The organism is Pseudoalteromonas sp. NCCP-2140, from assembly GCF_023708065.1.
Classification (GTDB): Bacteria; Pseudomonadota; Gammaproteobacteria; order Enterobacterales; family Alteromonadaceae; genus Pseudoalteromonas.
In genome coordinates, this window is record NZ_BRCZ01000001.1 from 578,831 (window position 1) to 599,822 (window position 20,992).

The following is a 20,992-nucleotide window of genomic DNA, read 5'->3' on the forward strand; positions in this document are numbered from 1 at the left end:
CCAATAAAAAACCCGCTAAGTTAGCGGGTTTTTTATTAATAGTGCTTGGTTATGGATTTAAGCCTTTAAAACGTGACATTAAACTAACACCCGCTTTACTTACTCCAGAACTTAAACCAACGGCTAGCTTATCGCTTAAATTCTTCTTAATACGGTATTTAACTTTATAAATTTGACGCTCTTTCGCTTGGCTCAATAAGATATCATCACTTGTGTCAATCTTATCAACTAAGCCTTTATCGAACGCTTGGGTAGCAAACCAATGCTCACCGGTTGCAACAGTATCAATATCTAGAGATGGACGCTGCTCACTCACAAAAGTTTTAAATAAACCATGAGTTTGTTCTATCTCTTCTTTGAATTTTTCACGACCTTTATCGGTATTTTCACCAAAGATAGTTAGCGTACGCTTGTATTCACCTGCGGTGATTTGCTCAAAATCAACATCATTCTTTTTCAAGATTTTATTAAAGTTAGGAATTTGCGCAATAACACCAATCGAGCCAACAATTGCAAAAGGTGCTGCAATAATCTCATTGGCCACACAGGCCATCATATAGCCACCACTTGCTGCTACTTTATCAATAGCAACAGTTAAATGAATGCCAGCATTACGTAAGCGTTGTAGTTGAGAGGCAGCAAGGCCATAGCCGTGCACCACACCACCACCACTTTCAAGGCGTACCAGCACGCGATCTTTTTCTTTGTCGGCAATGGTTAAAATAGCGGTAATTTCTTCTCGTAGGCTTTCTACTTCGTGGGCATCAACACTGCCATTAAAATCAATCACATATAAACGTGATTTAGGTTCGTCGTTTTGCTGTTTTTTAGTCTCAGCTTTTTGCTGTTTTTTAGTCTCAGCTTTTTGCTGTTTTTGGTGAGCCTTGAGCTCTTTTTTTGAAAGAGTATTTTCGATAAAGCTTTGTTTCAGATCATCAAGTTGCTCACTCAAATCATCAATCGTTATCTCACCTTTCTTCGCTTTAGGTTTCACTGCAGCGCCCATGATAATGGCAACAATCACAGCAATTGCGATGACAAATGTCAGGGTTTTTGCAAAAAATAACCCATATTCATATAAAAATTCCAATCAAACTCTCCATTTATTAATGCATCGGCACAATTTACCACGCTTTAAAGCAAAAAAAAGCCACATGATGTGGCTTTTTACTTAATTGGTTATTACTTAATTAGTAAGGTTTCGATTATTCAGTAACAACTTCTGGATTAGTCACCTGAAGATACTGACCACGGCTTGCTAGGAAAGTCGCGATTTGCAATTGCATTTCTGCAGTTGCCGCTGCACTTTCTTCAGCTGTTGCACCTGAATCTGCCGTTGCAGCAGGTGTTAACACTGAGCTGTGGTGCCCTTTAGTGAATTTAACCACATAACTCATTGCATCAGCTGTTGGGCCTTGTGTTTCAGCCACGGTTGATAAACCCATTAGGTTAGCAAGAGGTAAGCTACCAGCAATTGGGTTACTCGCTACCATAGGTGGAATAACCATATCAGCATTGTTGTTAGCACCATCGCCAACCACTACACTCATGTACACTGGCGTGCCAAGTGCTGCAACAGATGTTGCATAGTTAGAAGGATCGCCGCTATCAAGTGCTGTTTGCGCAGCAAAAGCAAATTGAGTGATCACACTTTGAATATTTGCTAGTTTTGCAGTTTCACCAGCAACCGTTAGTGAACCAATATATTCTTTATAAGCACACGTAACGAAAGCAGTTTGATTAGACGCAAGTGAACCACAGTTTGATAACGCTTCATTTTGAGCATACGCACCAAACTCAGCTGACTCTTCAATACCAGCAGCAAGTAATACCGAGCCTTGTACAAATGGGCCAAATGTATTTGACTCAATTAAGAAACTTGCGATACCGCCACCACCACTGGCAAGTGCCACACTTTTAACGTTGAACATTGGATCAACTTGGTCAGCTAGCGGAGCATTAGTCACAGCAACAAATGCTGGAGCAACTACAGAGCCTAATGAATGACCTAAGAATGATACATCTTGTGCATTTAAATCAGCGGCACCTGTAAAGTTAAGACCTAAGCGTAAGCCAAGTAAATCAGCAACTGATTGACGTAAGCTATCACGCGCTACTAATAATGACTGTAAGTTCATATAGCTTAATACAGAACCTGTAGAGGCATTAAAGTCGTCAGTACCGTCGCCGTCTACATCTACACCACGCTCACCATGCATAGGGTGATCGATTGCAGCTGTTGCAAAGCCTTGCATTGTTAGCTGTGCGGTAATAGCTAGCATATCTTCTTTTTTAGAAGTAATACCGTGCTGAAGGATAACGACAGGCCAACCACCTTCAGGCATTGCTAACTCATCCATACCTAATTGACCACGTATTGCATTGATCACAGGTAAAATTGGTTTAGTAACTTGCACTGGCACATTAGCAATGCTTTGAGTTTTTGGAATTGTGTTGTACTTAGTTAAGTGTTTAGTTTGATCTAAACCTAAGTCGCGTAACTTACCATCACTTAACGCCATACAAAGGCCATCAGTTTCACTAATAGGATCGGTTGGGAATGAATCACCGGCTGCTGCCGCATAACCTAACACAGCAACACCACTATCACACAAACCTTGCCAATAAGTCGCTGATAAGTCATCGACCGTTGTGCCTGTAGGCGTGGCTAAATACATAGGTAACATCACGCTACCTTTTTGATATTGCACACCGCCAAACACCGGTGATAAACCTGTAATACCTTGTGATGCGAATACTTGCTCAACCGTAATAACAGGTTGCTCAGGAATTTGCACCATCGGTGTTGGCAAGGCTGGTTGCGAAAGACTAGCCGCTAAAAGCTGTTTTACTGTACCAAGCACTTGACCTGCTGATTGCATTGTCATCGCTGCAGAATAGATAATTTCATCTTTTGTGATGGCACCGCCCGATGTCACTGCATCTTCGTAGCTATTGATAACCGCTTGAAGTGACTTTTGCGAATCAGTGATAAGTGTTGTCTCTTCGCTCACTAGTGCATAAGTTGAAGATGGCTCAATTGAACGCCCTTCTGAGTCCATTAATGACGTTGTCAGAACATTAATGTAAGTGCTGCCCGCTTTAAATGGCTTAAGTGGGATAACAGCAACCGCATCACCAGAGCCTTGAGTGATGAAGTCTACGCCAAAGGTTAATTCAGACACTAATTTACAAGCAATACCCGCTGGAACTTGCGAGCAAGTTTCATCTGTTTGGCTTGCCCCCATTACAACTTCAAAAATACGCACAGCTCCTGGTGAAGCAGCAGAAGTCATATCAAGAGAAATACCCGCAGGAAAAGTTAAATCGATTTTAAACGGAGTTTGTGTTGACCAGCCATCAAGGGCACCAAGTGCAAGCTGAGGATCAGCATAAGCTGCACGTTCAACACTGACATTGTTGTCGTCTAATTCACCCGGCATGTTTAAAGTACCATCAAGGGTACCACTCATCAGTAAATCATTCGGTACTGAGATTACACTATTAGCTGGGTCAAATTTTACTGTCGCGGTTGGGAGAACAGGAGGATTATCATTTTTTACATCTTCTAATGTTTCTCCTCCACCACAGCCAGTAATGGCTGACGCAATGGCTAGTGAGAGTAGCAGTTTTTTCATAATTTCGCTCCGCGCAAATCTTATTGTTATTGTGTGTTCAGGGTTAAAAGTAGTTATTCTACTACCTTCATTCTAAGTTAATTTAATGTAATTAGGTTATTAATGAGACATTAGACCAGTTAAAGTTAACGTAAAGTTTCAATTTTCGCCACCTTAATTTGCAATAAATTCGATAACTTGGCTTTTTGCTATGGTAAAATGATAAAAAATTTAATCGATGGTACGTTTATGCATACTTATAAAGCCGCAGAGAATGCGCTAAAAGACAAAGTAATTTTAATAACAGGTGCTGGTGACGGCATTGGTCGTGTTGCCGCATTAACTTATGCTAAGCATGGTGCCACTGTTATTTTACTTGGAAAAACAACCAATAAACTTGAATGTGTTTACGATGAAATTGTAAATGCAGGCTATCCACAACCGGCTATTGTGCCAATGGATTTAAAAGGTGCCACAAAACAAAACTACCGTGACTTAGCTGCAACCATCGAAATGCAGTTCGGTAAGTTAGATGGTTTACTCAATAACGCAGGAATATTAGGTTCATTAGGTCCCCTTGAACATTTCTGTGTTTCTACCTTTGAAAACATCATGAAAGTGAATGTAACTGCACAAGCGATGATCACTAAATTCATGTTCCCTCTGCTTCGCAAATCTGAAAGCGCATCTGTTATTTTTACTTCGTCTGGTGTTGGTCGCCAAGGCCGTGAACACTGGGGTGCGTATGCAATCTCAAAATTTGCTGTTGAAGGTATGATGCAAACGTGGGCTTCTGAAGTGGGTAAAACCAATATTCGCGTGAACTGTATTAACCCAGGTGCTACCCGCACATCGATGCGTGCATCAGCATACCCTGGTGAAGATAGAGATAAGTTAGCAACACCTGAAGATTTAATGCCAACATATTTATACTTGATGAGCGACGACTCTAAAGAGGTAAACGGCCAGTCTTTAGATGCCCAGCAAAAATAAAGCAGATTGCTAATATCTAGATACAAAAAAGCAGCTTTCGCTGCTTTTTTAATTTTCGATTAAATAAAGCGTTTGATAATAAAATCAACTTTTACACGTTTAGCCTGCCCCAATAGCTTTTTAACCGGTGCAGGATAGTCATCCATCGTCTCTAAATCCTGTGGACCTGTTAAACGACGACAGTGCTGCAAAATAGCGTGTTTTTCATTTTCTATTTGCTCAAGAATATGCTGCTTAGGGTCGTCAATTAAAATACCGTTTTCGATATCTAAGCCCCATGCGCGTGGATTTAAATTATGCCCACTTAATAAATGTAAGCGCTTATCAGAGCAAATCCCTTTTAAGTGAAAAGAATTACTTTCATGCTTCCAAAGGTATACATTCAAATTACCATTACTGATGTGGCGTTTTTGTGACTTTAAAAACTTATATAAAATGGTTTCATATAAATAAGGTAATGCACCAATTTTACTAAATGGCTCACTTGGCGGCAGATAAAAATCGTTTGCGGTTTTATCCCCTACCACAATAGTTACTTGCTTGCCTTGCTTCAATAAACGGCGTAATGAACGCATTAATGGTGCAGGAAAGTTAAAGTAAGGGGTATAAAGAACGAGTTCTTGCTCTGTGGTATCGAATAACGACTTAATTAAACGATTCAGCTTATTACTTCTGCGTCCTAAACCTAAAAATAAACGCACACCCAACTCACCGGCACTAGCTTCTGCAGCACTTTCGTAACTTGCCGATTTAAGTTCACGCATCAATTGTTTTTGCGCGACTTTAATATCATTAAACTTTACCAGTGGACGCATATCAATACGTGGCACTGCAGCTGAGCTTAAAAGATGTGTTTCTATAAATTCGATGACCGAATTACATAATCCAGCTTGGCGAACTAAAAAGTAGCGGTCTAAACGGTAACGTTCGTCTTGCTGCAGATACACATTATTTAAGCTTGCGCCGCTGTATAATAATGTGTCGTCAATCACAAAGCCTTTTAAATGCAGGACTCCGAAAAGCTCTTTGGCTTTTACTGGAACACCATGAACTTTAACATTTGATTGATACTGCTCTTGAAAATCACAATACATGCTGGCATTGCCATCAGACTTAGCCGCACCAATTAAACCACGTTGAGCTCGGTGAAAATCAACCAGTACTTTTACTTCTAACTCAGGGTTAGCAAGTGATGCTTCATGTAACGCAGTTAATATTTCTCGCCCAGCTTCATCGTCTTGCAAATATAAAGCAGTAATATAAATTCTTTTTTTCGCTGCACCAATTAAACGCAATAGTTCAGTGCGATACTCTTTTGCATTGGTTAAGACTTGTACGTCTTCTGTAGTCAGCCCAAAAGCGGGCTTTTCCTGCCAAAATACCATAATTGCCTGTTCGTTTAGTTAGCTCATACCAATAGCTAATATCAAAATTAGCTAAAACATACCAAAAAAATATTGCTTGGTCATGAATTACCGTACTTTGATCACAGAACAATTTGTAATTAGCCTGTTTTATGAGCAAAAAGAGTTATTTAAATTATAATAAGTAAGGATTATTTGACAGCTTAGCGATTTGACTAAAAAAATAATCAGGGCTTTTGTTTACATCCGCCTTGTTTTTCTTAGAATCGGGCGCATAGACATCGTATTGAAACGTTTTTAGGAAAAACCATGAGTGACGCAAAACACTGTAAACTATTAATCTTAGGTTCTGGCCCAGCTGGCTACACGGCAGCGGTATACGCAGCACGTGCCAACCTTAACCCTGTTCTTATCACTGGTATTCAGCAAGGTGGTCAATTAACGACAACCACTGAAGTTGAAAACTGGCCTGGCGATGCACACGGTTTAACAGGTCCTGCATTAATGGACCGTATGAAAGAGCATGCTGAACGTTTCGAAACTGAAATTGTTTTTGATCACATTAATAAAGTTGATGTTTCAAAGCGCCCTTTCACTTTAACTGGTGACTCAGGCACATATACGTGTGATGCATTAATTATCGCAACAGGCGCGTCGGCTAAATACTTAGGTTTAGAATCAGAGACTAACTTCCAAGGTCGTGGTGTTTCTGCTTGTGCAACCTGTGATGGTTTCTTCTACCGTGGTCAAAAAGTAGCGGTTGTGGGCGGTGGTAACACTGCTGTTGAAGAAGCACTTTACTTATCAAATATCGCTGATGAAGTTCACGTTATCCACCGTCGTGACAGCTTCCGTAGTGAAAAAATCTTAGCTGATCGTTTAAAAGAGAAAGCTGAAAACGGTAACGTTGTTTTACATTACAACCGCACTTTAGATGAAGTGCTTGGTGATGAAATGGGCGTTACTGGCATCCGTATCAAAGCAACTGATTCTGAAGAAACAGAAAACCTAGATCTTGCCGGTGTATTCATTGCAATTGGCCATAAGCCAAACACTGACATGTTTGAAGGTCAGCTAGAGATGAAAGACGGCTATTTAGTCGTTCAGTCTGGTTTAAACGGTAACGCAACACAAACAAGCGTACCAGGTGTATTTGCTGCAGGTGACGTGTCTGATCACATTTATCGCCAAGCAATCACATCAGCAGGTACTGGCTGTATGGCTGCACTTGATGCAGAACGCTTCTTAGATAACCTATAAAATAGTTGATCTAAAGCACTAAATACTAGGGGCTGTTGTAAAACAGCCCCTTTTTTATAGCTAAATTTTTGTTAAAATCAGAGCAAATAACAACGATACGCTGATATGATCAAGCAACTATACCAACTCTCGCCCGAGACTGTTGATTTTCCAGACCCAGAACTCTCCCTTGATGAGCCCGATGGCCTGTTAGCAATTGGCGGGGATTTATCAGTTGAGCGCATTAAAAATGCCTATAACACCGGTGTTTTCCCTTGGTTTAGTGACTATGAGCCTATTATGTGGTGGTCACCTAGCATGCGTGGTGTTATTGAGCTTAATGAATTTCATGTTAGTCGCAGCTTAAAAAAGCATTTAAAGCGTTTTCCTGTGCGTGTCACCATAAATCATGCATTTTCCCACGTTATCAATGCCTGTCGTGAGCAACGTATTGATGCAGAAGGTACTTGGATCACTGAGCAAATGATGCATGCCTACATTGAAGCGCACCACCAGGGTCTAGCACACAGCCTTGAAATATGGCACCAAGATGAACTCGTAGCTGGTCTCTATGGCATTATGCAAAATGGCATATTTTGTGGGGAATCAATGTTTCATCAAGTCAGTAATGGCTCAAAGCTGGCGATGTGGGCATTAGTTAATTGGCTTAAGAAGCACCAAGCCCATTTTATTGATTGCCAACTAGAAAACCCTTATTTAATCACTTTAGGTGCAAAAGTTATCCCACGTAGAGAATTTTTAACTAGACTTAAATTAGCGCACAGTTATGTGCCTAAAAAAGATATGTGGCAACCACAAGAGTTGATTAATATATATGACTGAGCACTTACCCGCTAGGCTTGGTTTAAGCCAGCAATTTGATTGCAGTTATTTACCCGACCGTCAGGAGCAACTACTTGTTATACTTGACCCAAGTTGTTATTGCCCTGATAAATTTGAACAGTTATTAGCATTGGGTTTTAGACGCAGTGGTGACCAAATCTATCGTCCACATTGCCCTATTTGTAATGCTTGTAATTCAGTGCGCGTTTTGGCCCAACAATTTACCCCTTCAAAATCCCAAAAGCGCAAATTAAATAAAGCAAATAAGGTTTTCACAGTCAGTTATAGTGAATACGAACGCGCAGAATATTACCCGTTATATTGCAAATACATCACGCAAAGGCATCAAGATGGTTCAATGTTTCCGCCTGATCAAAGTCAGTACGAAAGCTTTTTGTTTTGCCAGTGGCTACCCGTTACGTTCATAGAGTTAAGAGATGGCGATAAATTAGTTGCTGTTGCGGTAACCGATTGCATGACCAATGCCCTATCAGCGATTTATACCTTTTTTGATCCCGATTATGAGCAATACAGTATTGGTAGCATCATGATCATGGAGCAAATTAAATTTGCAAAACAACAAGCAAAACAATTTGTCTATTTAGGTTACCAAATCGACGAATGCACTAAAATGAAATATAAAACACAATTTTTGCCTGCACAAAAGCACATTGGCGACGAGTGGTTGGCGATTTAATTTACAAAATTGAGCCCTGTAGCTTTACTTATTGCTGTATTTTCGGCAAAATCTGCAGCGTTTAACTATTAAAGAGGTGTTACGCTAAACATGGCGAAAGAAGACGTAATCGAAATGCAAGGTACGGTCCTTGATACTTTACCAAATACAATGTTCCGAGTTGAGCTAGAAAATGGTCACGTTGTTGTGGCTCATATCTCTGGTAAAATGCGCAAAAACTACATCCGCATCTTAACTGGCGACAAAGTAACCGTAGAAATGACTCCTTACGATTTATCGAAAGGTCGCATCGTATTCCGTGCTCGCTAAGTTAGTGCGTTAACGAGAGATTTAGCTTTTTGCTGCTTTGAATGAGCAGGTGTGTTTATTACAAAGAGCTAAAAGCGTTTGTTAAATGGTGTTAAAACTAACTTAGTTTTAATTCCATTTAATAAACAAAAAGCCCAGCAATTGCTGGGCTTTTTGTTTTTAGCTAAAAACAACTTAAGCTGTTTCTAGGCTAGTTTCAAAGTCAAAGTGGATTTTCTTGTCTTTAACCGATACCTTAACTGAACCACCATCGGCTAGCTCACCAAACAAGATTGCATTTGCAAGCGGCTTTTTAAGCTCATCTTGAATAACACGCGCCATCGGGCGTGCACCCATCGCTTTATCATAGCCTTTATCTGCCAACCACTCTCTTGCTTTGGATGTAAGTTCAAGGTTAACCGACTTCTTATCAAGTTGTGCTTGTAACTCAACAATGAACTTATCAACCACTTGCAAGATAATCTCTTTCTCAAGGTGATTAAACCAAATGATATTATCTAAGCGGTTTCTAAACTCAGGTGAAAACACTTTGTTGATTTCACTCATCGCATCATGAGAATGGTCTTGTTCGGTAAAGCCAATCGACTTACGTACAGTCTCTTGAACACCCGCATTCGTCGTCATCACCAATACAACATTTCTGAAATCGGCTTTACGGCCGTTGTTATCAGTAAGTGTACCGTGATCCATTACTTGCAGTAGAATGTTGTAAATATCTGAATGTGCTTTTTCAATTTCGTCCAGTAGTACAACTGCATGCGGGTTTTTAATTACCGCTTCAGTTAACAAACCACCTTGCTCAAAACCAACATAGCCAGGAGGTGCACCAATTAGACGGCTGACCGCATGACGTTCAACATATTCAGACATATCAAAGCGAATAAACTCAACACCCATACACTTAGCAAGCTGCTTAGTCACCTCTGTTTTACCAACACCTGTTGGGCCTGCAAATAAGAACGAACCCACTGGTTTATCTTCGTTAGCAAGGCCTGAGCGCGATAAACGAATTGCTGAAGTCAACGCATCGATTGATTGGTCTTGACCAAACACCAGCATCTTCAAGTTACGGTCAAGGTTTTTAAGCGTCTCTTTATCGCTAGATGAAACGCTTTGCTGAGGAATACGCGCCATCTTAGATACAATTAGCTCGATATCAGCCACGCCGATTGTTTTCTTACGCTTAGAAACAGGCTGTAAACGCTGATTAGCACCTGCTTCATCAATAACATCAATAGCCTTGTCTGGTAAATGACGTTCATTAATGTATTTAGCACTAAGTTCTGCTGCCGCTTTCAATGCCTTTTGTGTATAACGAATACCATGATGCTCTTCGTAACGTTCTTTTAAACCGTTAAGAATTTTCGTGGTATCAGCCACACTTGGCTCAAGCACATCAATTTTTTGGAAACGACGTACTAACGCACGGTCTTTTTCAAAGATATTTTTGAACTCGTTATAAGTCGTTGAGCCCATGCAGCGCAGCTTACCACTCGAAAGTAGCGGTTTAATTAGGTTCGATGCATCCATTACGCCACCCGATGCTGCACCGGCACCAATGATGGTATGAATTTCATCAATAAATAAAATTGAACCTGGTTTAGCTTGTAACTCTTTAAGCAGCGATTTGAAACGTTTTTCGAAGTCGCCACGGTATTTGGTACCCGCTAATAATGCGCCCATATCGAGTGAGTAAACAACAGCATCGGCAATCACTTCAGGCACTTCTTTATTTACAATACGATAAGCTAAGCCTTCAGCAATGGCTGTTTTACCCACCCCTGCTTCACCAACCAAGAGCGGGTTATTTTTCTTACGACGACATAACACTTGTACAGTGCGTTCAACTTCGTTGTCGCGACCCACTAATGGGTCAATATTGCCATCAATCGCTTGCTGATTCAGGTTAGTCGTAAAGTTTTCAAGCTTAGTCGGCTCTTCACCTTGCACTTCTTGAACTTCTTCATGAATGTCATCGTGATCTTCACCGCCGATATCATCATCTGTTTTAGAAATGCCATGCGAAATAAAGTTAACAATATCTAAACGATTAACATCTGATTTTTTAAGTAAATAAACAGCTTGGCTTTCTTGCTCAGAAAAAATTGCCACTAGCACATTAACGCCAGTTACTTCGTTTTTGCCAGATGATTGCACGTGAAATACAGCGCGCTGCAATACACGCTGAAAACCTAACGTCGGTTGCGTTTCTCTGTCTTCTTCAAGATCAGGAATAACCGGCGTTGTTTCATCAATAAAATCTGATAATTCGACTTTTAATGCGCCCATATCAACGCCGCAGGCGTTTAGCGCTTCTCCAGCAGAAGGGTTATCGAGCAGTGCAAGTAAAAGATGCTCGACGGTCATAAATTCATGACGGCGTGTTCTCGCTTCGCGAAACGCCGCATTCAAGGTTAGTTCTAAGTCTTTGTTTAGCATTGGCAACCCCTTACTGAGATAATATTTATATACCGTTGTGACGGGCTAATTGGTTCACCCTACCTTGGTATTTATTCCTGCTCACAACTACATAGCAGTGGATGCTCGTTGTCTCGTGCGTAACGATTAACTTGTTCAGCTTTGGTATGAGCTACATCGGCGCTGTAAACACCGCAAATTGCTTTACCGTTATGATGAACTTGAAGCATCACATCTGTTGCTCTATCGCTATCCATATTAAAAAACGTCATTAGTACTTCTATCACAAAGTCCATAGGCGTGTAATCATCATTATTTAAAATGACTTTATATTTTCGCGGTGGTTGCAATTTTTGCTTTTCACTGTCGCGAACTGTTTCAATAACACCAGAATCTTTCATGCCACTCATAATTAAATATAGTCTTGTCTTTAGAACTCAAGCAAACTTGAATAAAAAAATAAATAAATTGTTAAAAAATAGTCTAAAACACTTGACTGACTGGCTAAATAAACTACAGTCAAATATAGATTGATTAATCATTAGTCAGTCTAGCAAATTACACGGTTTAGAATAACTAAATTAGTCAACTTATAGAAGGATGTAGAAGTATGGCTTGTGGAAAAGTCAAATGGTTCAACAATGCCAAAGGTTTTGGCTTCATCGTAGAAGACGGCAGCGAGACTGATATATTCGCTCATTACTCAACGATTGTAATGGACGGTTATAAAACACTTAAAGCTGGTCAAGATGTAACATTCGAATTGCAACAAGGTCCAAAAGGGTTACACGCAACGAATATTGCGCCTAACGATGAAATCTCTTAGGTAAAACCTATTCGAGTATCAAGCGAGCGACCTTGTTAAGATCCTCGCTTACTCTTCTCATTTAAATATATCTCTCACTTCCCTTGAAATTCCATTTCTTTACCCCAATTGTTTAATTGTTATTAGCCCTTTAGAGTCAAGCTTGTTACACTCTTGTTGCTTAAATTTAGCTTTTTCGTCATTTTGACGTAAGGCTTTTGGCTAATTTCATAATTTGCTTATTTGAGCTATAAGAATTTTACAGTCTGTCAGCTGTGGTTATTTTAATACTATGTATTGAGTTGCAACAGCTAACAGACTGCTTGCTGTTGTTTTATCAAGGCACTTAAGCTTGGTAATTCAAGGCTATCTATTGCATTGTTGAATATGGCTAATTAAGGGTTACTGCTAGCAGTCATTACCAAACATTACGCCAACTATCTAGGAATGATGATGACATCAAAAATTATCTATACTAAAACAGATGAAGCGCCAGCTCTTGCGACGTATTCATTTTTACCAATCATCCAAGCGTATACAAACGCTGCGGGTGTTGAAGTTGAAACTCGCGATATTTCATTAGCGGGCCGTGTAATTGCAAACTTCCCTGAGTACTTAACTGAAGATCAACGTATTGATGATGCACTTGCAGAATTAGGTGAAATGGCTAAAACACCTGAAGCTAACATTATCAAGTTACCTAATATCAGTGCTTCTATCCCTCAGCTACGTGCAGTAATCAAAGAGTTACAAGAAAAAGGTTACGCACTACCTGACTACCCTTCAGAACCAAAAACTGATGAAGAAAAGAAAGTTAAAGCAACTTACGACAAAATCAAAGGTTCTGCTGTAAACCCGGTACTTCGTGAAGGTAACTCAGACCGTCGTGCTCCAGGTTCAGTAAAAGAGTACGCACGTAACAATCCACACTCAATGGGTGCATGGAGCAAAGATTCACAGTCTTACGTTGCTAGCATGGAAGAAGGTGACTTCTTCGGTTCTGAGCAATCAGTCACTGTTGCAGAAGCAACTGACGTACGTATCGAGCATGTTGCTGAAAATGGTGACATTACAGTACTTAAAGCAAGCACACCATTACTAGCGGGTGAAGTAATTGACGCTTCTCGCATGAGTGCTGCTAAGCTTCAAGCTTTCCTTGCAAAAGAAATTCAAACAGCAAAAGACAAAGGCGTGTTGTTCTCATTACACATGAAAGCAACTATGATGAAAGTGTCTGACCCAATTATCTTCGGTCATGCTGTAAAAGTGTTCTTCAAAGACGTATTCACAAAACACGCTGATCTTTTCAAAGAACTAGATGTTGACGTAAACAACGGCTTTGGTGATGTATTCTCAAAAATCGAAAGCCTAGATGCAGCTAAGAAAGCGGAAATCGAAGCGGATATCCAAGCGGTATACGACAACAACCCTGCTATTGCAATGGTTGATTCTGACCGTGGTATCACAAACCTTCACGTACCAAGTGATGTGATCATCGATGCTTCAATGCCTGCTGCAATCCGTTCTAGCGGTCAAATGTGGAATAGCGAAGGTAAATTACAAGACACTAGCTTTGTAATCCCAGATCGCTGTTACTCAGGTGTTTACCAAGCAACTATCGATTTCTGTAAAGAAAACGGTGCATTCGATCCAACAACTATGGGTAGCGTACCTAACGTTGGTCTTATGGCTCAAAAAGCTGAAGAGTACGGTTCACACGACAAAACGTTTGAAGTAGCTGCTGCTGGTACAATCCGTGTAGTTGACACAGCTGGTACAACTTTACTTGAGCATGCTGTTGAGCAAGGTGATATCTGGCGTATGTGTCAGGTGAAAGACGCACCAATTCAAGATTGGGTTAAACTTGCTGTTAATCGCGCTCGCGCAACTAACACGCCAGCAGTTTTCTGGTTAGACGAAAACCGTGCACACGATGCTGAGCTAATCAAAAAAGTAAACGCGTATTTACCACAACATGATACTGATGGTCTTGAGATCCACATCTTAGCACCAATTGAAGCGACTAAGTTCTCATTAGAGCGCATCAAAGAAGGTAAAGACACTATTTCAGTAACTGGTAACGTTTTACGTGACTACTTAACTGACTTATTCCCAATTCTTGAGCTTGGTACAAGTGCTAAAATGCTTTCAATCGTACCACTTATGAATGGTGGTGGCTTATTCGAAACAGGTGCAGGTGGTTCAGCGCCTAAGCACGTTCAACAGTTCGAAAAAGAAAACCACTTACGTTGGGATTCATTAGGTGAGTTCTTAGCGCTTGCGGCTTCTTTAGAGCACTTAGCAGTTAATACGGGTAATAAGAAAGCACAAGTTCTTGCTGATACGCTTGATAAAGCAACTGGTACTTTCCTAGCTGAAAACAAATCACCTTCACGTAAAGTGAAAGAGATTGATAACCGTGGTTCGCACTTCTTCCTTTCTTTATTCTGGGCACAAGAACTTGCTGCACAAAATGATGATTCGGAATTAAAAGCACAGTTCACACAAATCGCTGCTGATCTTGAGTCTCAAAAAGACCAAATCGTTACTGAATTAAACGATGCACAAGGTCCAGCAATGAGTGTTGGCGGTTACTTCCAACCAAATGATGAGTTAGCATTCAAAGCAATGCGTCCAAGCTCTACATTTAATGACATCCTAGCTAAACTGGTTTAATTCATTTAAACCTAATTAATTAGCTATAAGAGAGTTACCTCAGTGTTTTTAACACCGAAGAGGTAACTCTTTTTTATTTTAGCAACTTAAAATCAATTTTTAACTGTCACTCGTAGCGCTCACTTCACTTTATACCAATTCGCTTAATTAAGTAGTCTATTTTGAGGCAAGAAAACCTCGTTGATAACAAGGCAAAAATTTCGTTATTTAGTTGTTCTAAATCAGAAATTTTTAACGCGGGTAGCGACAGGTTTAATCCCTCAAAATGACTATGTATTATTGCGGATTGGTATTAGACCACTTTAGTAAAGCCGTTTTAACACATTGGTAATCAATCGGCTTGGCAACAAAATCATTCATTCCTGCGGCAAAACATCGTTGCTTATCAGCTTCAAGTACATTGGCTGTTAAGGCAATAATAGGGATAGCTCTATACTCTGGCATTTCTCTTATACGTATTGTTGCTTGCGGGCCATCAAGTACAGGCATCTGCATATCCATAAATATAATATCAAAACTATTTTGCAGATTATTTTCCCCACTATGTTCCTTACATAGCGCAATAGCTTGCTCGCCATCCCCTGCTATTTTTATTGAGCTTATACCAAACTCATTTAACATAGCTTCGATAACAACCTGATTAATGTCATTATCTTCTACTACAAGCACATGTAATGATGAAAAGTCTGCTTGTTCCTCTTCGCTTTCTTGCCTAGTTTCGGCTTCAAACTTAGATTGCTCAATAACCTGTGTTGTTTTTAGCTCAAAATAAAAGTGAGACCCCTGCCCAACTTCACTCTCAACTTGTAAAGGGGCATCCATCAAATTTAGTAACTTACTTGAGATAGCAAGGCCAAGTCCTGTACCACCGAAGCGGCGTGTAATTGAGGTATCAGCTTGAGAAAACGCTTCAAATAGCTTACCGAGATTTTCTTTTGCGATACCTATTCCTGTATCAATCACGCTAAATTTGATGCTCAGATCATCTGAGCCAAGCTCACTAATTTTTACGTTGAGTGTCACACTGCCTTTCTCGGTGAATTTAATTGCGTTCCCTAAAAGGTTTATCAACACTTGTTTTAGGCGGGCTTCATCAGCAAAGAAAACACAATGTTGATATTCTTCAGCAACAGAAATATTCAACTTGATATGCTTACTTTGGGCTTGCTCTTTAAATAAATGCCGTAGCTCATCTAGTAGCGAATTTAAATGTATAGGCACAGACTCTAGCTCAATTTTAGAGGCTTCAATCTTACTTATATCTAAAATGTCGTTGATGATTACCAATAAACCAGCCCCTGAAGATTGAATAATATTAAGCATCTTTATTTGTTCATGAGACAAATTAGTACGGCTCAACTGCCGCGCCATTCCTAAAATGCCATTCATAGGGGTTCTAATTTCATGGCTCATATTTGCCAAAAATTCTGATTTCACTTTGGTGGTGTGTTCTGCCGTTTTCTTGGCTTGGGTAAGGTCTTGGCTTAACACCCGGAATCTGTCTGCCGCAGTTGCAAGCACACCAATTTCATCGTTACGCTTTAAATCATAAATAGGGGCTGATAAATCACCCGCTAAGAAGTATTGGAAACTTGTGGTTAAACGTGTAATTGCACGCGATATATGCAAGTGGAAATAGATGGCAAGCGCGATAATGTAGATAACCACGCCAACAGCAAGAAAACGCAGAGTTTGATCTGTTTTTATTACTGTTTCTTGCGCTTCACTTTTAATCTTTTGTAATTTTGCTAGGGATTGCTCTCTGAGTTTATCTGCAAGGGTACTGAACTCAATAGCATCGCCAGCCATAACAACATTAACCAAGCTTAAATAATTTCGGTTAGCCTGCACACCTTTCGAAAATGCCTGTTTATATGTTTTAGCATGTTCACGGTTATTACTTAGCTCAGTGTTGGTTTGTGTCTGATTTGATAAAATAGCCAGCGCCTTATTAACCGATGCTCTTTTTGAATAATCCTTTTTGGCCAGAAACAAAGACGCATCACGATGTAATTCATGCCATACATTGAGATGTTCAGTGATAGCCAGCTTCTCGTCATTGCTAGTCGCAGTTAATTTGAGGTTGGTTAATTCATTAATGGCAGCTAAATAGATTTGCGGTAGCTCAACGTCAGTGAGCTCTGTTTTGATTTCATAACGCTTGGCAAGCACGTTTAGATTTTCGCCGTACCGTGAAATCAGCTGAGACATTGAATTTAAATAAACTTGGCTTTCAAGTTCATCACTTTTCAAATCAACACTTTCTAAACGTGCTTTTATACTTTCAAAGTTCTCTATTATTTTACTAAATACGGTTTTACTACCAGAAAACCCATAAACCGAAATATCTCGCTGCATTTCAACTATATCTTTATTTATACGAAGTATACCCACGGCATAATTACTAATACGGCTTATATCGTTAAAAGAGGCTTCAATGCTATGTAATCGCTTGTTCAGAACGAAATAACTCGCCCCCATAGCAAGCAGAACCAGCGTCAATGCTAATAAAACCTTCGCGGCTAATGACCTAGAAAAAATGGTTATCAAAGCGGCCCCTTATGAGTTCAATAATTCATACCATTTATCTAAACTATAATCATAATTCGGCATAACCGTATTCCACACAGCTATGTTCGAAAAGCGTTTGATATAGCTACCTCCATCACGTACTTGACCCGCTTGCACAGATATTTTGCCGTCTGTTCCACGTAAATCCATGGATGCTTCTTGCCCTTCATACCAATATTGCCACTCTGGTTTTGACATGAGAGGCTGACTCCGCTCAGGATTAGAAATGTAATACCCTTGTCTAGCGATAAACGCGCCTGGATAACCAGAAAGCCACCAATTCATGTATTCATAAGCAGCATCTTTAGCATGACCTTGTGCATTAGCAGATAAGCACATTACTCCATGCCAAGCGCGATAACCTTCTTTCGGTGAAGCATAAACAACGGGGATACCTTGCCCTTTGCAGGCACTAACACCGGGCGAAAACATACTTTGAATCGTAACGCGTTTCATTTTCATAAAATCGACAGACTGCGGTACCGAAGTCCAAAAACCGGCAAAATGACCTTGCCTTTTCTTTTGCAGTAAAATTGCAAATAGCTGGTCAATTTCGCTAATGCTCATATTGCCCATATCTTTAAATGTCATCAGCCCCTGCGCCTCGGCAGCTAAGGCTGCATCAAAAATACCAATTGTTGGTGCATTAACAAGGGCGACTTTGCCTTTATTCTTTTCATCGAGTAACCAAGACCAAGACTCGGTTTGGTAAGGAATCCCCTTTTCTATGAACTGAGTGTTGTAACCAAACGAGTCGACATTATGCACGTAGGGCAAGAAACTAATCGCATTAGTTGGTTTAGTTGCAAGCGTGCCATCTGGCTGTACATACAGAATTTTGTTCGGAGAATCGCCAGCACCTAACTTGGCATCAGGTACAATTTTACCTGTTTTGGAAAGTGGATTGATTTCATGCCAATAGATTAACCGCTCTGTTTCGATAGGTTGAATAGCCCCTGCTTGCCATAGAATATTAATTGAATCTGACCATTGCTCATATAAGTCAAAACTGCTTGGATCTGCCGCAGCTTTTTGCAGCACTGCAGCACTGCCCATTGGGGTAAATTCAATATTAATACCCAGCTCAAGCATGGCTTTTTGTCTGAGCTCTTCTTGCAAAGTAACATGTGTGCCCATTACCCTAATTGTGGGAGTATTCTTTGCGAATACATAGGGAGCTTTAAGGGCAACTGTTGATGCTATGGCACCAACACCTAATGTTTTTAAAAAGTCCCGGCGGTTATCTGAGTAGCCCATTTAGTATTTCCAACATATTAAACCCGTTAAAAGTATAGGTTAAATTTGAAAATTGCCTAAAATAACTACTCATTTACCCAGCAATAATGTTTCTAAGCCGAGTATTCACAAACTACAATTACTTACATTAAAAAATGCTCTTTAGCTGTCACAATTGCTTGTTCAATAGCCGTATTTTTAACAGGCTTTGAAACAAATAAATCCATTCCAGCTTGTTTACAAGCAGCTTTGTCATCTGCAGAGGTATTGGCTGTTAGAGCAATGATATAGGTTTTATCAGTTGGGCAAATTTGTTCATCTCTTAAAATACGAGTTGCTTCAATACCATCCATTTCAGGCATGACACAATCCATAAAAATCAGGTTATAGCTATTTTGTTTGCACTTATTTATCGCATCAATACCATCGCAAGCATAATCGGCCGTTAAGCCTAACTTTTCTAGGTGTGCTTTTAACACAAAGCGGTTAATTTGGTTATCATCAACAACCAGTATCGATAAAGGCAAGGCTGAAAAGTCGATATCAGAGGTATGCAGCGTATCATGTGATTGTGGTTGCCCTAGCTTCAGAGGTAGTTGAATATCAAAACAACTGCCTTTTTGGAATTCGCTACTGACCTTTATTGTTCCACCCATGTAGTCAATAAGTTCTTTCACTATTGCAAGGCCAAGCCCCGTGCCCCCCTTTTTACGGTCCTTATTTAGCTCTTGGGTAAATGGTGAAAACAGTGACTTCATGAAGGTTTCTGTCATGCCTATGCCCGTATCAGAAACTCTTAAATTTAAGATGACATCGTCATTTTGAACCCTAGCAGATACGTATAACTTAATAGTGCCTTGCTCGGTAAACTTTAAGGCATTACTCAGTAAGTTAGACGCAATTTGAGTGAGTCGGGTGTTATCACAGTAAGTCCAACACTCTTCACTTATATCAATATCGACGTCAAAATTAAGATTTTTTTCTTGGTATAAAGGTAAGTACAAAGACGCTAAATCAACAAAAATTGTTTTTAATAAAAAGTGACTAGGCTCTAATTTCAGTTCACCATGATTTATTTTAGAAAAATCGAGCACTTCATTGATTATATTTAATAAGATATCTGCGCTGCGAAGGGCAACTTTGAGTTTTTCTTCACGTTTTTGCTCAGATTTCTCATATAAAAGTGTGGTTAGCATACCTGTAATGCCATTTAGCGGCGTGCGCAGTTCATGGCTAATTTTGGCGAGTAATATACTTCGGTCTTCAAGAGTTCTCACAGCATCAGCTTTTTGTTTTTTAAGCTCTTCACGAAGTAACACCTCTTTCGTAACATCCTGGAAGGTGCCTATTAAACGAACACACTGCCCGCTTTCAAACTCGGCTTCACCATAAGTAGATACCCAAATACTATTGCCCTTTGCTGTAACAAGCTCTACTTCAATATTCCAATTTTTACCTTGCTCAATCGCTTCTTGAACAACTTGTTGTATTGCACCTCGACTTTCACCTTCTTTATAAAACTCAATGGCGGTTTCAATGTTTGGAGAATAATCAACGGGAACTTCATGGATTGCTTTAGTTTGCTTGCTCCAGTAGAGCTTATTTTCTAGCAGGTCGAGCTCCCAAGAACCTATACGAGCAACTTCTTCGACTTGCGCGAGCATGTAATTCTTTTTAACTAATCTCTCTGATGAGTTATTACGTGCTAATTCGTTACCTAACCACTGAGCAAATAACTCTACATAATCGTGAGACTCTTCACTAAATGGTTTTGATACATTCGGCGCTGAGAAGTTAACTGTGCCGAAAACCTTTTTACCAACAAAAATAGGCGCGCCAATATAAGATTCAAGTTGAAAATTTACATAACAAGGGTGCTGTGCAATACGACTGTTTGAAGCATGATGAAATGAAAGCGCCTTATTAGCTTTAAGGGTATGAGCACAATAGGTTCCTTCCACATCGAATTCTGTGCCAACCGGGATTGCATCTTCTGGAGCTACCACATGAATAACCGTATAGAGTTTGTCATCAACTTGACTCACAATCGCAAACTCGAGATCAAATACCTCTAAGCCAAATTCTAGTAACTTGATTACTTTGTCTGAAAAATCAATTTCTTGATTAGATACTATATCGTGGAATTGGCGCAGGAAGTTCACAGTCACTCCTTGTTACTTAAAACTGCATCTAGTTCAAATTAGCATATCAATAAATTACTGAG

At 39.9% G+C, this 20,992-nt stretch carries 15 protein-coding genes; 7 read left to right on the forward strand and 8 right to left on the reverse strand.

Going from position 1 to position 20,992, the window contains the following annotated elements; all coding sequences use genetic code 11:
- Positions 1-49: 49 nt before the first annotated feature.
- Both sohB and NFU46_RS02740 read right to left on the reverse strand, forming a co-directional pair.
- Positions 50-1,090 (reverse strand): protease SohB, encoded by a 1,041-nt coding sequence (gene sohB / locus NFU46_RS02735; protein ID WP_251599458.1) that lies wholly within the window; start codon positions 1,088-1,090, stop codon positions 50-52.
- Positions 1,091-1,205: 115 nt separating this feature from the next.
- Positions 1,206-3,638 carry a VolA/Pla-1 family phospholipase gene (locus NFU46_RS02740; RefSeq protein ID WP_251599459.1) on the reverse strand — a complete coding sequence of 811 codons (2,433 nt, stop codon included), beginning with the start codon at positions 3,636-3,638 and terminating at the stop codon, positions 1,206-1,208.
- Between the two features lie 228 nt (positions 3,639-3,866).
- On the opposite strand from NFU46_RS02740, the gene NFU46_RS02745 reads away from it, so the two are divergent.
- Entirely contained in the window at positions 3,867-4,610 is a 744-nt protein-coding gene (locus NFU46_RS02745; RefSeq protein ID WP_251599461.1) for a YciK family oxidoreductase, read from the forward strand.
- Between the two features lie 59 nt (positions 4,611-4,669).
- Here NFU46_RS02745 and pssA read toward each other — a convergent pair whose 3' ends face one another.
- Positions 4,670-5,995 carry a CDP-diacylglycerol--serine O-phosphatidyltransferase gene (gene pssA, locus NFU46_RS02750; RefSeq protein WP_175079541.1) on the reverse strand — a complete coding sequence of 442 codons (1,326 nt, stop codon included), beginning with the start codon at positions 5,993-5,995 and terminating at the stop codon, positions 4,670-4,672.
- Between the two features lie 288 nt (positions 5,996-6,283).
- Here pssA and trxB point away from each other — a divergent pair, with 288 nt between their 5' ends.
- The 4 genes from trxB to infA all read left to right on the forward strand — a co-directional run bounded on the left by trxB (position 6,284) and on the right by infA (position 9,062).
- Positions 6,284-7,234 (forward strand): thioredoxin-disulfide reductase, encoded by a 951-nt coding sequence (gene trxB, locus NFU46_RS02755; RefSeq protein WP_054551466.1) that lies wholly within the window; start codon positions 6,284-6,286, stop codon positions 7,232-7,234.
- Positions 7,235-7,339: 105 nt separating this feature from the next.
- A complete protein-coding gene (gene aat, locus NFU46_RS02760; protein ID WP_251599463.1) occupies positions 7,340-8,056 on the forward strand; it encodes a leucyl/phenylalanyl-tRNA--protein transferase in 717 nt (238 codons plus the stop codon).
- Positions 8,049-8,753 carry an arginyltransferase gene (locus NFU46_RS02765; RefSeq protein WP_054551468.1) on the forward strand — a complete coding sequence of 235 codons (705 nt, stop codon included), beginning with the start codon at positions 8,049-8,051 and terminating at the stop codon, positions 8,751-8,753. Before aat ends, NFU46_RS02765 begins: the two co-directional genes overlap by 8 nt.
- 90 nt (positions 8,754-8,843) lie before the next feature.
- Complete coding sequence (gene infA / locus NFU46_RS02770; RefSeq protein ID WP_002962494.1) at positions 8,844-9,062, forward strand: translation initiation factor IF-1; 219 nt, start codon at positions 8,844-8,846, stop codon at positions 9,060-9,062.
- Between the two features lie 174 nt (positions 9,063-9,236).
- Here the strand turns inward: infA and clpA are convergent, their stop codons facing one another.
- Positions 9,237-11,501, reverse strand: a complete 2,265-nt coding sequence (gene clpA, locus NFU46_RS02775; protein ID WP_054561665.1) for an ATP-dependent Clp protease ATP-binding subunit ClpA — start codon at positions 11,499-11,501, stop codon at positions 9,237-9,239.
- Positions 11,502-11,572: 71 nt separating this feature from the next.
- The gene (clpS, locus tag NFU46_RS02780) at positions 11,573-11,881 is read right to left on the reverse strand and encodes an ATP-dependent Clp protease adapter ClpS (RefSeq protein WP_161804337.1); all 309 of its coding nucleotides are present in this window, start codon (positions 11,879-11,881) and stop codon (positions 11,573-11,575) included.
- Positions 11,882-12,090: 209 nt separating this feature from the next.
- Between clpS and cspD the strand changes: the two genes are divergently transcribed.
- Complete coding sequence (gene cspD / locus NFU46_RS02785; RefSeq protein WP_036968098.1) at positions 12,091-12,306, forward strand: cold shock domain-containing protein CspD; 216 nt, start codon at positions 12,091-12,093, stop codon at positions 12,304-12,306.
- Between the two features lie 432 nt (positions 12,307-12,738).
- The gene (locus tag NFU46_RS02790) at positions 12,739-14,961 is read left to right on the forward strand and encodes an NADP-dependent isocitrate dehydrogenase (protein ID WP_251599465.1); all 2,223 of its coding nucleotides are present in this window, start codon (positions 12,739-12,741) and stop codon (positions 14,959-14,961) included.
- Positions 14,962-15,237: 276 nt separating this feature from the next.
- Here the strand turns inward: NFU46_RS02790 and NFU46_RS02795 are convergent, their stop codons facing one another.
- The 3 genes from NFU46_RS02795 to NFU46_RS02805 form a co-directional block, all read right to left on the reverse strand.
- Positions 15,238-17,511 carry an ATP-binding protein gene (locus NFU46_RS02795; RefSeq protein ID WP_251599467.1) on the reverse strand — a complete coding sequence of 758 codons (2,274 nt, stop codon included), beginning with the start codon at positions 17,509-17,511 and terminating at the stop codon, positions 15,238-15,240.
- Between the two features lie 9 nt (positions 17,512-17,520).
- Entirely contained in the window at positions 17,521-18,789 is a 1,269-nt protein-coding gene (locus NFU46_RS02800) for a PotD/PotF family extracellular solute-binding protein (protein WP_251599469.1), read from the reverse strand.
- Positions 18,790-18,911: 122 nt separating this feature from the next.
- Positions 18,912-20,930 carry a hybrid sensor histidine kinase/response regulator gene (locus tag NFU46_RS02805; protein WP_251599471.1) on the reverse strand — a complete coding sequence of 673 codons (2,019 nt, stop codon included), beginning with the start codon at positions 20,928-20,930 and terminating at the stop codon, positions 18,912-18,914.
- Between the last annotated feature and the right edge of the window lie 62 nt (positions 20,931-20,992).